Source organism: Chitinophaga polysaccharea, from assembly GCF_902150045.1.
Classification (GTDB): Bacteria; Bacteroidota; Bacteroidia; order Chitinophagales; family Chitinophagaceae; genus Chitinophaga; species Chitinophaga polysaccharea_A.
The window spans coordinates 960370-973968 of sequence record NZ_CABFVU010000001.1 but is presented as its reverse complement, the minus strand read 5'-3'; the positions used below and the strand labels follow the sequence as shown (position 1 = coordinate 973968).

At 46.3% G+C, this 13599-nt stretch carries 12 protein-coding genes and 1 tRNA gene; 8 read left to right on the top strand and 5 right to left on the bottom strand.

The features are described from left to right. Positions 1 to 50 precede the first annotated feature (50 nt). The 4 genes from FN124_RS03980 (at position 51) to FN124_RS03970 (ending at position 3457) form a co-directional block, all read left to right on the top strand. On the top strand, positions 51 to 599 hold the full coding sequence (locus tag FN124_RS03980; protein ID WP_260607317.1) for an alpha-L-fucosidase: 549 nt from the start codon (positions 51 to 53) through the stop codon (positions 597 to 599). 35 nt (positions 600 to 634) lie between these two features. Further along, positions 635 to 694 carry a hypothetical protein gene (locus FN124_RS31705; protein WP_376765842.1) on the top strand — a complete coding sequence of 20 codons (60 nt, stop codon included), beginning with the start codon at positions 635 to 637 and terminating at the stop codon, positions 692 to 694. 13 nt (positions 695 to 707) lie between these two features. Beyond that, entirely contained in the window at positions 708 to 1958 is a 1251-nt protein-coding gene (locus FN124_RS03975) for a glycosyl hydrolase family 95 catalytic domain-containing protein (protein WP_221887722.1), read from the top strand. Between the two features lie 104 nt (positions 1959 to 2062). Further along, a complete protein-coding gene (locus FN124_RS03970; RefSeq protein WP_142683482.1) occupies positions 2063 to 3457 on the top strand; it encodes a sialate O-acetylesterase in 1395 nt (464 codons plus the stop codon). Between the two features lie 32 nt (positions 3458 to 3489). On the opposite strand, the gene FN124_RS03965 is transcribed toward FN124_RS03970, so the two are convergent. The 3 genes from FN124_RS03965 to FN124_RS03955 all read right to left on the bottom strand — a co-directional run bounded on the left by FN124_RS03965 (position 3490) and on the right by FN124_RS03955 (position 4883). Next, the gene (locus tag FN124_RS03965) at positions 3490 to 4014 is read right to left on the bottom strand and encodes a DinB family protein (RefSeq protein ID WP_142683481.1); all 525 of its coding nucleotides are present in this window, start codon (positions 4012 to 4014) and stop codon (positions 3490 to 3492) included. Positions 4015 to 4172: 158 nt separating this feature from the next. Continuing rightward, positions 4173 to 4529 carry a GNAT family N-acetyltransferase gene (locus FN124_RS03960; RefSeq protein ID WP_142683480.1) on the bottom strand — a complete coding sequence of 119 codons (357 nt, stop codon included), beginning with the start codon at positions 4527 to 4529 and terminating at the stop codon, positions 4173 to 4175. A gap of 280 nt (positions 4530 to 4809) precedes the next feature. Next, positions 4810 to 4883, bottom strand: a tRNA-Asp gene (locus tag FN124_RS03955). Positions 4884 to 5029: 146 nt separating this feature from the next. On the opposite strand from FN124_RS03955, the gene FN124_RS03950 reads away from it, so the two are divergent. Further along, on the top strand, positions 5030 to 5983 hold the full coding sequence (locus tag FN124_RS03950; protein WP_185937079.1) for an acetyl-CoA carboxylase carboxyltransferase subunit alpha: 954 nt from the start codon (positions 5030 to 5032) through the stop codon (positions 5981 to 5983). A 79-nt stretch (positions 5984 to 6062) separates the two neighbouring features. Continuing rightward, a complete protein-coding gene (dapA, locus tag FN124_RS03945) occupies positions 6063 to 6938 on the top strand; it encodes a 4-hydroxy-tetrahydrodipicolinate synthase (protein ID WP_142683478.1) in 876 nt (291 codons plus the stop codon). A 68-nt stretch (positions 6939 to 7006) separates the two neighbouring features. Here dapA and FN124_RS03940 read toward each other — a convergent pair whose 3' ends face one another. Both FN124_RS03940 and FN124_RS03935 read right to left on the bottom strand, forming a co-directional pair. Continuing rightward, complete coding sequence (locus tag FN124_RS03940) at positions 7007 to 7915, bottom strand: ribonuclease Z (protein ID WP_142683477.1); 909 nt, start codon at positions 7913 to 7915, stop codon at positions 7007 to 7009. Between the two features lie 81 nt (positions 7916 to 7996). After that, positions 7997 to 8371: an STAS domain-containing protein gene (locus FN124_RS03935; protein ID WP_142683476.1), complete on the bottom strand. Its 375-nt coding sequence runs from the start codon at positions 8369 to 8371 to the stop codon at positions 7997 to 7999. A gap of 298 nt (positions 8372 to 8669) precedes the next feature. Between FN124_RS03935 and FN124_RS03930 the strand changes: the two genes are divergently transcribed. Together FN124_RS03930 and FN124_RS03925 are read left to right on the top strand one after the other, a co-directional pair. Beyond that, positions 8670 to 11204 (top strand): ATP-dependent Clp protease ATP-binding subunit, encoded by a 2535-nt coding sequence (locus tag FN124_RS03930; protein WP_142683475.1) that lies wholly within the window; start codon positions 8670 to 8672, stop codon positions 11202 to 11204. Positions 11205 to 11736: 532 nt separating this feature from the next. Then, positions 11737 to 13599: a phage tail-like protein gene (locus FN124_RS03925; protein WP_142683474.1), complete on the top strand. Its 1863-nt coding sequence runs from the start codon at positions 11737 to 11739 to the stop codon at positions 13597 to 13599.

The following is a 13599-nucleotide window of genomic DNA, read 5'->3' as shown; positions in this document are numbered from 1 at the left end:
TTCGGGTAGGGACCGTAAAATAGTTAAGACGGTAGAATAAATTAAAAGGAATGAATATTATTAATGAGAGGATTGTTAGCAAAATGAAGCGCTTACTGTATAGGCTTATTCTTGGTCTTTGTTCAAGTGGTACTATTCATGCGCAGGTAAAAGCGCCGGCTCCCTGTGGGCCCGTGCCTACGGAGAACCAGATGAGATGGCAGGAAATGCAGTATTATGCTTTTGTTCATTTCTCATTAAACACTTATACGGATCAATCCTGGGGATTTGGTAATGAGGATATCAACTTATTTAATCCTGCAAAACTGGATTGCCGTCAGTGGGCGCGTATATGCAAAGAAGCGGGCATGAAAGGAATTATATTAACTGCGAAACATCACTGCGGTTTTTGTCTCTGGCCATCCAAATACACCGAGTATTCCGTAAAGAATGCGCCATGGAAAAATGGAAAGGGGGATATAGTGCGGGAAATGGCGGATGCCTGCAAGGAATATGGTTTGAAGTTAGGAATATATTTATCGCCCTGGGACAGGAATCACCCGGATTACGGAAAGCCTGAATACATCACCTACTTCCGGAATCAGCTCACGGAGTCCTGATCTCTTCCTCAAGGCCGGGAGGACCGCCGGCTAATTTGCAGGGCATCTGGAACAAAGAGCTGAGAGCTCCGTGGAGCTCCAAACTATACGATTAATATCAACACGCAGATGAATTACTGGCCGGCAGAGAGCACCAATTTATCTGAAATGCATATGCCGCTGTTACAGTGGCTAAAGGGGCTTTCAGTAACCGGCGCCCGTGTAGCCCGTGAGTTCTATCGTTGTAATGGCTGGGTAGCGCATCATAATTCGGATATATGGGGTTGTGCCAACCCGGTGGGCGACTTTGGAGCCGGCGATCCTGTGTGGGCCAACTGGTACATGGGGGGCAACTGGCTTTGCCAGCATTTGTGGGAGCACTATGCTTTTACACGGGATAAGAAATTCCTGGAAGAAGCATACCCGATCATGAAACAGGCAGCTTTATTCAGTCTTGACTGGCTGGTAAAGGATAGCAGTGGTTATTGGGTTACGGCGCCTTCTACTTCTCCCGAAAATAAGTTCCGCGATGCAAAAGGTCGTGCACAGGCTGTATCTGTTGCTACAACAATGGATATGTCCATCATCTGGGATCTTTTTACGAATGTAATAGAAGCTTCCGAAGCGTTGGATAAGGATCAGTCATTTCGCAACCGGTTAGCCGGCGTAAGAAAGGACCTGTACCCATTGAGAAAAGGGAATAATGGGGAATTACTGGAATGGTATAAGAATTTTACCGAAACGGATCCCCAGCACCGCCATGTATCCCACCTGTTTGGTTTGCATCCGGGACGCCAGATATCAAAGAGTAATACGCCGGAGTTTTTTGCAGCAGCAAAGAAAACATTGGAAGTAAGAGGAGATGCCGGTACAGGCTGGAGCCGCGGATGGAAGATCGACTGGTGGGCGCGTTTGCTGGATGGGGATCATGCCTATAAGCTCATTCGCCAGCTGCTGAACTATTCCGGCGCCGATGGAAAGGGCGGAGGCGGTACTTATCCTAACTTCTTTGATGCGCATCCACCGTTCCAGATAGACGGTAACTTTGCCGGAACAGCCGGCATGACGGAAATGCTGTTACAAAGCCATTTGGGAGAGATACATCTTTTACCTGCACTGCCATCTGCATGGAAAGAGGGAGAAGTAAACGGGCTGAAGGCCAGGGGTGGATTTACGGTAGATATGCAATGGTCTGAAGGGAAGCTGAGTAAAGCCACGATCATAGCCGCCACCGACGGGATCTGCCGGATCAGGAGCAACAGGGCGTTTTTTGTGAATGCAGCCAGGGCAAAACAGGACGCTGATGATTTTGTGCTTTCAGTAAAAATGAAGAAAGGGCAGCAATGCAATATCCGCCCGCTGGAACACCCTGGTGATTAAAAAGCTTTGGCTATGCAAAAGTGTATGCTCAATAAATGTTAGCCCGCATTTTCATTTGTAGGGTATGGATATTATATTTAACCCCCAAAGTATTAAGCGCGATTATGAAGAAACTTCTCCTTTACGGCATTGTATTACTGTTTCCTGCAGTACTTCATGCCGCTATCAGGTTGCCGGGGCTCGTTGGCAGCAACATGGTGCTACAGCAAAACGACAGTATAACCATCTGGGGCTGGGCAAGCCCTTCAGAGAAAGTTACCGTATTTACGGGCTGGGATAACAAAACAGCGACTGTCACCACCAGCGGAGACGCAAAGTGGGCTTTGAAAGTACATACACCGGCCGCAGGAGGACCTTATGAAATAAGACTGAAAGCATCCAATGAGATTGTATTGAAAAATATTCTGATCGGCGAAGTCTGGCTATGTTCAGGGCAATCCAACATGGAATACAGCTACTATAACGGCATCCGGCAGATTGCAGAGGAGCTGCCTGTTTGTAATAACAATAATATCCGGTTCTTTAACATACCCAAAACTACAGCAGTATATCCCCAGGAGAATTGTCCCGGAAGCTGGGAAGTGTGCGACAGCAATAGCCTGAAATCCTTTAGTGCAGTAGGGTATTTTTTCGGGGCGAAACTACAGAAATCCCTGGGGGTACCAGTTGGACTGATCAATGCCAGCTGGGGAGGAACACCGGCAGAAGTATGGGCGCCGGAACATATTGTAACAGGTGAGCCCTCACTTGCTGCAGCTGCTGCTAAGCTGGCCCCTGCTGCCTGGTGGCCGCATAAACCGGGTTATGCCTATAATGCGATGATAGCCCCTCTTACAAATTTCAACATAAAGGGAGTTATCTGGTACCAGGGAGAAGCCAATGTGAACACCGCGGATACCTATACCCCGTTGTTTACCGGCATGATAGAGGCATGGCGTGGTGCATGGCAAAAACCGCTGCCCTTTTACTATGTCCAGATAGCACCATTTACCTACGAAAAAGAATATCAGGCTGCACTGCTTCGCGAAGCGCAGGCGCGTAGCAGTTGTCTTGCCGGAACCGGTATGGTAGTAGTAACCGACGTTACAGAAAATGTGAAAGATATTCATCCCCAGGATAAGAGAACAGTTGGCAACAGGCTTGCCGCCTGGGCACTTGGAGAAAATTATGGTAAAACCGGGTTTACCTGGAAAAGCCCGGTATTCAAAGAAATGAGCATCAGTAAAAACAAAGCGGTACTCCGTTTCACCAATGTTCCCACTTCTCTCAAAATCAATGGAAAGGCACCGGCTGCCTTGTATATAGCCGGGGCAGACCACGTTTTCTATGAAGCATCCGCAAAGGTGGAAAAAGATGCGTTGATCGTTTGGAGCAAAAAAGTGGATAAGCCTGAATCAGTGAGATATGAATTCTCCAATGCCGCTATCGGTAATATTTTTTCTTCGGAAGGATTACCTGTTGCTCCTTTCCGTACCGATAGCTGGCCGGTTTCACGGTAAGTGTTCAGCTGTTTCCGGCTATATCTGATCATTCACGCCTTACCGTGAATATTATAAAAATTGTAATCCGTCATAGGGGCATCAGTAAAACCAAGTTGCCGGCCAATAGAGGTAATCTGGCCCCTGTGATAAGTACTGTGGTTCATCACCTGCATGACGTATTCAAAATTGGCAAAATCGCATTGGAACCATTGACTTGTTATTAAAGTAGGGTTGGTTACCTCCTCAGCGGTCATAGTATCCACAAAAGCCGCAAATTCTTCAGATTGCTTAACAAAGGTGTCCAGGACTACATCAAGCGAGCCTCCTACGCCTTCAAAAGTTGCTTCACTCTTTTGTATAATGGATAGCCAGTATTGCTGGCATTCCAGGATGTGGGAGATGGTCTTTTTTATACTGGAAAAGCTGGAAGGCATTTCCTGTTCCAAGAGATTTTGCGGTTTGGTCCTGAGCCAGTTTACAAGGGTTTTATTAGCCCAGAAGTTGTAATTGGCGTAATTCTTCATTAAAGATACGATGGCAGTTTCAGTGATAGCGGCGGTAGTAGCTTGTTGCATATGTTTCAGGTTTTAATTGTAATACAAAGTAACAACCGCAGTGTGACAACGGTATGTCAGTTGGGTTTGAGAAAGATAAAGTTTTTTTAGAAAGGACTTATTTGGGGCAACATAACAGAGCAGCAACATTTGGAGCTTAACTGAAAGCCCATAGTCAGTTACTGTTTATTTATCAAAGGATAGGAAAACGACATAGTTTGCTCTTCGAAGCCTCCTGTTGCCCTGTAGAAATCAACAGCATACTGATCTTCCACGTCAGCTTGCACAAACACTTCTTCATAGCCCAGGCTTTTTGAGTATTCCTTCACTGATTCTATGAGCATTCTGCCAATGCCCTTTCGCTGAAAAACAGGAAAAACCGCAAGATCAAAAATATAAACGTAGGAAGATGTAACATAATAAGCTGGCAGGATATAACAGGTAAGCCCGCCAATGATTTTATTATCATATACCGCAACGAAAGAGAAAAAAGTTTCGCCAGAGAGTACCTTCTGCAGGTGTGTTTCTGATGGCATTACGAAATCCTTTATAGCACTAAGTAATTACTTAGTATAGAGGAATATAAATATAGGATGAAAAACCGGAAGATTTAAATATAAATACCTACAGTTGTACTATGATATGAGCATTCTAAACATTCGGGAATTGTTGGGGCAGATTTTAGTTCAGGATGTGATTATAATGCAGGTATAAATAGTTCTGGTGATTCATATTCTAAAGCATACCCCCGAGTTATATAAATGGAAAATGGGAATAATTAAGCATAATCATACTTAACTATTCCCATTTAATCTGCGGACCGGACGGGACTCGAACCCGCGACCTCCGCCGTGACAGGGCGGCATTCTAACCAACTGAACTACCGATCCATCCTAAGAACTTGTGTCCCAATTCGTTGTGTTCTTCCGTTTTGGGATTGCAAAGATAGCAACAAAGTTCCCAATTAAGCAAATCTTTTTTAAAAAATATTTTCAGCATTATCTTTACACCCGATCTTTAACCAATTAATCAAATTATGCAATTCCTGGATTTCGAGAAACCTATCGCTGACTTATACGATCAGCTGGAAAAGCTGAAGGAAAATGGTGCAAAATCAGGCGTAGACGTTTCTGCTACTGTAAGCGAGTATGAGCAAAAGATTGCTGATACCCGGCAGAATATCTACGATCACCTTACTCCCTTCCAGCGCGTACAGCTGAGCCGTCATCCGGATAGGCCCTATACACTGGAGTACATCGAAAAAATGTCCACCAATTTTACGGAACTGCATGGCGACCGGAATGTAAAAGATGACAAGGCCATGGTAGGCGGTTTCGCCGACCTTGATGGTGAAACAGTCATGTTTATTGGTCAGCAGAAAGGCGTAAACACTAAAATGCGCCAGCTCAGAAACTTTGGTATGGCCAACCCGGAAGGGTACCGCAAAGCGCTGCGCCTCATGAAACTGGCTGAAAGATTTAATAAGCCCATTGTTACCCTCATTGATACTCCCGGTGCTTATCCCGGTCTGGAAGCGGAAGAAAGAGGGCAGGCGGAAGCCATTGCCCGCAACCTTTTTGAAATGGTAAAGCTCCGCGTTCCGGTTATCTGCATTATCATCGGTGAAGGCGCTTCCGGTGGCGCGCTGGGCATCGGTATCGGCGACCGTGTATTTATGCTTGAAAACAGCTGGTACACTGTTATCTCTCCCGAAAACTGCTCTACTATCCTCTGGCGCAGCTGGAATTTCAAGGAAAAAGCAGCTGAAGAGCTGAAACTGACTTCTGATTATATGAGCCAGTTTGGCCTGGTAGATGGTATCGTACGTGAACCGCTGGGCGGAGCACATGTAAATCCTGATGAAATGGCCAGCCTGTTGAAGGCACGCATCAAGGAAACACTCGCGGAATTGAAGAAAATTGATCCGGATACGCGCATAGAACAACGTATCGATAAGTTCTCCCGGATGGGTTTCTACGAAGAGAAATAAAAAATATTTAGAGATAACAATAAAAATTTCGAATTTCGGCCTTCGAAGTTCGAAATTTTTATTTTCCCGTAAACGCAATATGGAACAACTAAAAGGCACCGGGGTGGCATTGGTAACACCCTTTAAAGCAGATGAAAGCATAGATTGGAATGCTTTGGAAAGGTTGATCAACTACGTGATCGATGGCGGCGTGAACTATGTTGTGTCTTTAGGCACAACCGGCGAAACGCCTACTCTTTCTGCAGATGAAAAGCTGGATTTGATAAAATTCACTTTCGAAAAGGTGTCGAAGCGGGTGCCTGTAGTGATTGGTGTTGGCGATTATAACACACGGGATGTAGTGAAGCGCCTGGAGAAATGCCCGCTGGATGAAGCGGCTGCAGTACTCAGCGTAGCCCCTTATTACAGCAAACCTACCCAGGAAGGTATTTACCAGCATTATAAAACCATTGCTGCTGCTTCTCCCAAACCGGTGATCCTGTATAATGTTCCGGGTCGTACCGGCCGGAATATGACGGCAGAAACCACCCTGCGCCTGGCGCATGAAGTGGAAAACATCGTGGCTATGAAGGAGGCTTCCGGCGATATGATGCAGTGCATGCAGATTATCCGCGATAAACCAAAGGATTTCCTCGTTATCAGCGGTGATGATGCCCTGGCCCTGGGTCAGTTGGCCTGCGGCATGGATGGGGTGATTTCAGTGGCAGCCAACTATTTTGCCGCCGATTTTTCCAGCATGGTGCATGCTGCCCTGGCAAATGATTACCCGGCTGCGCGTATCCTTAATAACAAAATGTTGGAAGGATTTGAACTGATGTTCTCCGAAAACAATCCTGCTGGTATCAAAGCATTCCTTCATCATGCAGGGATTGTGGAAAATAGTTTCCGCCTGCCTGTGCTGCCCGTTACAGACGGATTGTATGGCAAGATAGCTACCTATCTGAAGAAGTATTAATAACACAATATTAAATAAGAAAGCAGCAGCGGCTCCTTCGGGATCGCTGCTGCTTTTATTTTATAGCTTTAAATAATATAGGTTACGCCCTCTTCCGCAATTTCCGTATCCCGGAAAACCGGCCTGGATTCATCCAAAAAAGGCTGTAGGTCGGTGTATTTAGAGGAAAAGTGCCCGATCAGCAGTTTTTTTGCCGCCGCTGCTGCCGCCAGGGAGGCGGCCTGAACGGAAGTGCTGTGAAAGCGCTCTGCTGCGCGGTCCTGCAGGTTATGCAGGTAAGTGGTTTCATGATATACCAGGTCCGCATCTCTCAGGTGTGGTAAAAGGGTTACGTCATACAGGGTATCAGCACAGTACACATAACGCTTGCCTGGAGGCGGCGGGAGGGTAACCCAGTCGTTTTTCACCAGGGTACCGTCTTTCCGCTGGTAATCGGCTCCATCCTGTAACTTGCTGAAATAAGCAGCCGGGATCTCATAAGCCCTTGCCTGTTCAGGGATCAGCTTACGTTTACGCTTCTGCATCTCAAAAGAAAAACCAAAACAGGAAATCCGGTGCTGGGTGGGAAAACACCGCACTGTGAGCTCCTTATCCTCCAGGATAATACCGCTGAAACCTGGTTGCAATGGTATAAACGAGAGTTCAAATTTTAACACGGTAGCAGAACAATCCAGCTGCAACTGGATGATTTGTTCCAGCTCCGGTGGCGCATATACGCTGATCGGGTCGGTACGGCCCATAAGACTGAGGGTGTTCAGCAGGCCTATAAGACCGAAATAATGATCTCCATGCAGATGGCTGATGAAAATATACCTCAGCTTACTGCGCCTGATCCGGTACTTTGCGATCTGTATCTGTGTTCCTTCTCCGCAATCTACCAGCAGGAGCTGCTCATTGCAGGTAACTACCTGGGCGGTGGGGTGCCTGTCCAGGGTGGGGATAGCAGAATTGTTACCTAATATTGTGACTGCGAACATGTAAATAGCTTTAATCGTTCAATTGCCTGCTTTCCCTGCATCACCCTAATGTGGGAGTCCAAAAAGCCGGGCAATCCATCTTTATTCCAATCCATCCAGCAACTCCCTTTCCAGCTCTTCCATCATAACAAGGTCGATTGCCTCTGCCATTGTAGGAGCAAGATTAAGCATATCGCCGCCGGCAGATTTCAGAGTTGCTGTTAAAGTGTTGTTAAGACCTGTAACGGCACAGGATAAATTATTGTCATACCTACGCTGATAAACTGTTAAAATGGCTTCAACGCCTGTTGTATCCATTTTTTGTACCAATGTCATATCCAGTATGAGATTGCGTCCTTCCAGCTCAGGCAGCGCGGTCACTGCAGCCGTGAACTGTTCTGCCAAATTAGCATCCAGAACGGCTTCCTCCGGACAAAAAATGACTATTTTTTCTTTGGTATCAATTTTGAATTTCATGCGTTGGACGTTGTTTTATACTTTTAGTAAAAATAAATTTGAACAGAGGGAACCCGCCTATAAAATATAACCGCAAGAGATCGAAACAAAAACCTCTTTTTCTTCGTAGATATTTTTAAACGAACGTACCCGCATTAACGCAAAAATAAATCTTATACTATTAAAGTGTAAGAGGATTGAGTTTAAAAAGAAATAACTTCATTTCATTAAAAAGCGTGATAATCGTAAGTCAGAATTATTCGTTATTATTGTATAAGCAAGCCCCCGTAAGGGTTTTTGATAATTTAATAATCTCACAATGGACCAGAATTTTTCACCGCAAGTTAAGGAGATCATTTCGTTCAGCAGAGAGGAAGCTTTACGCCTGGGAAATGACTTCATAGGTACTGAACACCTGCTGTTAGGTATTATTCGAGAAGGCGAGGGCACGGCCGTAAAGATTCTGCAGGCTTTGAACGTAGATCTGTATGAGTTACGCAAGGAAGTAGAACTGGCTGTTAAAGATAAGACAGGAAAGAATATCGCTAACATCAATAGTCTCCCGCTTACCAGACAGGCAGAGAAAGTTATACGGGTTACCGTACTGGAAGCCAAGGCACTGAAAAGTGCTACGGTGGAAACGGAACACCTCATGCTTTCCATACTCAAGAATAAGGAAAACGTTTGTACACAAATCTTACAACAATTTGACGTGGACTACGATACTTTTAAAAACGAACTGGGCTTTGTAAAATCTGCGGACCCTAAGTCAGAATTTGACGATCCGGGCGAAGAAGAGTTTGAGGACGAAAGAAAGAGTTACGCATCCAAAGCCAAACAGACAAATACCAAATCCAAGACGCCCGTACTGGATAACTTTGGTAGAGATATTACCAAGCTGGCCGAAAGTGGCAGCTTAGACCCGATTGTTGGCCGCGAGCAGGAAATTGAAAGGGTATCCCAGATACTTTCCCGCCGTAAAAAGAACAATCCGATTCTTATTGGTGAACCCGGTGTGGGTAAAACCGCCATCGTGGAAGGTTTGGCGCTGCGTATCGTGCAGCGTAAAGTTTCCCGCGTGCTGTTCGACAAGCGCGTGGTAAGCCTCGACCTCGCCGCCCTGGTGGCAGGTACCAAATACCGTGGCCAGTTTGAAGAAAGAATGAAGGCCATTATGAATGAACTCGAGAAGAACAGGGATGTGATCCTGTTTATCGATGAAATTCATACCATCGTCGGCGCTGGCGGCGCTTCAGGTTCCCTGGACGCTTCCAACATCTTTAAACCGGCCCTGGCAAGGGGAGAGCTCCAATGCATTGGCGCTTCCACCCTCGATGAGTACCGTATGTACATCGAGAAAGATGGCGCACTCGACCGCCGCTTCCAGAAAGTGATGGTAGAACCGCCTACAGTGGACGAAACCATCCAGATCCTCAATAACATCAAGCCCCGTTATGAAGAATACCATAACGTAAGCTATACGGATGCAGCCATTGATGCCTGCGTGAAACTGAGCGACCGCTACATGACCGACCGTCTCCTGCCCGACAAGGCAATTGATGTGCTGGATGAAGTAGGAGCAAGGGTGCACCTGAAAAACATCAATGTTCCCCAGAATATCCTCGACCTGGAAAAACAGATCGAAGATATCAAGCAGGAAAAAAACAAAGTGGTAAAAAGCCAACGCTTCGAAGAAGCCGCTGCCTTACGCGATACTGAAAAGAAACTGGGTGAAGACCTGGAACGCGCTAAAGCAATGTGGGAAGAAGAAGTGAAGCATAAACGCTACCCGATCGATGAAGAAGCTATCGCGGAAGTGGTAAGCATGATGACCGGTATTCCTGTTAAAAGGATGGTACAGGCTGAAACTGAAAAACTCCGCCGTATGGGTGAAGACCTGAAAGGCGCCGTGGTTGGACAGGACGAAGCCATCAGCAAAGTCACCAAAGCCATTCAGCGTAACCGTGTGGGTCTGAAAGATCCGAAGAAACCAATTGGTACCTTCATTTTCCTCGGTCCTACCGGTGTGGGTAAAACAGAGCTTGCCAAATCACTGGCCCGCTATATGTTCGACTCAGACGAAGCGCTGATCCGCATCGATATGAGCGAATACATGGAGAAATTCTCTGTTAGCCGCCTCATTGGTGCGCCTCCGGGATATGTTGGATACGAAGAAGGTGGTCAGCTGACCGAAAAGGTTCGCCGCAAACCTTACTCCGTGATCCTCCTGGATGAAATAGAAAAAGCGCATCCGGATATTTATAACCTCCTGCTGCAGGTACTTGATGATGGTATCCTCACTGATGGCCTCGGCCGTAAAGTGGATTTCAAAAATACCCTCATCATCATGACCTCCAACATCGGAGCCCGTCAGCTGAAGGATTTCGGCGCCGGCGTAGGTTTTACCACCAGCGCAAGAGCCGTAAATGAAGAAGAGAATACCAAATCAGTGATCGAAAAAGCACTGAAACGTACCTTCTCTCCTGAATTCCTGAACAGGATCGATGACGTGATCATCTTTAACTCCCTGGCGAAAGAGCATATCTACACCATCATTGACATTACAATGAAAAGTGTACTGAAACGCCTGAATAACCTCGGATTCAGCCTGGAACTGACAGACGAAGCAAAAGGCTTCCTGGCAGATAAAGGTTACGACCAGCAGTTTGGCGCCAGACCACTCCACAGGGCTATCCAGAAATACCTGGAAGACCCGCTGGCAGAGGAAATCCTCAACATGAACATTCATGATGGAGATATCCTGGTGGCAGACCTGGATAAGGAAAATCAAAAGCTGATCTTTACCCTGAAAAACAACTCTTCCAAGAGTAAATCAGAAAAATCAGAAGCGTAAATAAGTACGTAGTAAATAAATGAAGGGCTGACCAATATACCGGTCAGCCCTTTTTATTTAGTTATTTGCCCCGGAAAACCAGGCAGCTTCATTTTCCGGTTGTTCCTTTTATAACATGAACATGTTAACCATCCTACCTGTACTGGATTAGTTTAAACAAACGCATCCATTTGAAGCCTTTGCAACTTCCCTTATATGCAACCTTCAACCCGTTTACCGGTATCCTTATACCCGGAATTGGTGAGATAGAATATTCATCAGAACTAATTATTCAAACTAAAATGGTATGATCATGCCATTTTTTAGAAAGCATAATATATCACATTTGTATAATGTATTTAATATAATCTATGTTATTATTTATTTATTAAACTATAACGATTTAATAATTTTATTATTATATAGATCAATATAAAATATGACCGATGAATTCCTTATACTTCTAATCGGATCTATCTATCCTTATGACTGTCACACCGGCAAATATTAATGCCGGAGGTGTACTTGACATTAACTATTTATCCCTATATCTATGAGAAAATCTCTACGTATTGTAGCGCGGGTAATGCTGGCTGGCGGTGTAGGCATGATCGCCTCACAGGCGAATGCACAGCTGAAAGTTGGTAAAAACCCTACTACGATAGAAAAATCCGCTATCCTCGACCTGGATGCAGACAAACAAGGTTTACTACTGCCACGTTTAACAGACACCGTTGGCATCACGGGCTTAACCCCACCGGACGGTATGGTCATCTACCTGAAAAAAGCCGGGGAAGAAGGCTTTTATGTCAGGAACCATGGCTACTGGCAAAAAATGGCTAACTCCGGCGATGTTGCCAATACCTGGGGCCTTAGAGGAAACCCTGGTACTGCTGGCGACTTCCTCGGAACTATCACCAACATACCGCTTTCCCTCAGGGCAAACAACGTGGAAGGTTTCGTGATAGACAACGGTTATGCCTTCCTGAAAAAGCTCGACCTGGTAACTACGGGTGTTGATGTATTACTTATTGATCCTACGACTGGAAAGATCAGCAAACGTACAATTTCAGAAACCGCTTTCACTACAGCAATCAATAAGATCAACGGGTTAACTGCTGCCGATCAGAAACTGACCACTGCAGCGCCGGCAGCTACCCCCAGCGATTATGTTTTTTCTACCACCGGAACAGACACGCACGTACTCACCATCGCCACACAGAAAGGCCTGACCGGCGCAGGAGAGGTGACAGCGGGTTTGCTCAGTCTTGCCGACTATAAACGTTTTGATAAAGCCACGCTGGCAATGATCATCGGTGCATTCGACGCTACACCGGTAGCGGAAGGTCTTTCGATCGACAATACCAATCCCGCCGTTGCGCCCAAACTGGTCCTGCACGCCGCAGATGCCACGCATCCAGGTGCCGTGTCAACCGGTACACAGTCGTTCGACGGTTTAAAAACCTTCCTGCAGTCGGTTACAGGTAATGAAGACCTGACCATCCTGAAGAAAGGTCAGTTCGGAACCGGGTTAACCGTACTGGCAAATGGCGCCACTATTACGGGTAACTCTACCATTACAGGTAACCTGTCGTTACCGGGAACAACCAGCAATCTTTCTGTAGGAGGTAACTCCGCCCTGGCCGGCACCCTGGATGTAACGGGCGCCACTAAACTGGCGGGTACTCTCGGCGTTACCGGTAAGGCTACGCTGGATAATGATTTGCAGGTAAAAGGCAATACACAGCTCGACAATAACGTAGTGCTCACCAACATTGCAGATGGAACCACCCAGGATGTAGTATTGCTCCGTGATGCAACCTCGGGTAATGTTGTAAAGAGAAAGCTTTCCGCCACAGCATTTAAAGACCTGACCTTTAAATCGGACCATGTGGGTCTTGACCTCGCTGTAGCGCAGGTAGCTGATGAAGTTACCGTAAGCGTTCCCGTGGCTTCACCCGCTACCACCGGTGGTTTGATGAGCAATACCGCACAGAGTTTTGCCGGCGCGAAGAAATTCGGCAACGAAGTGTCTATCAAAAAAAATGTACATATCGGTGATACCAATAACATCGGCAATTCCACTTTACAGGTGAGCGGTTCCGTGTCCATGTCTATCACTACCGTGACTGCTGCAAGCTACACAGTGGCAGCAACAGATAACACCATTCTTGTTAGCGCCGGCACTCCCAGCAGTATAGTGCTGCCCGATGCTACCACCTGCACAGGGCGTATTTATACCATTAAGAAAATACCTGCCGCATCAGCCCCGGACGATACCCAGATCAACAATGATGTGCAGATCACTGCTGCAGGCGGTACGCTCGAAGGCGGCGCCAAACTCACCATTTACAACGACTGGACCTTTTACACGCTCCAGTCGAACGGAGCAAACTGGTACGTGATCAAGAAATAA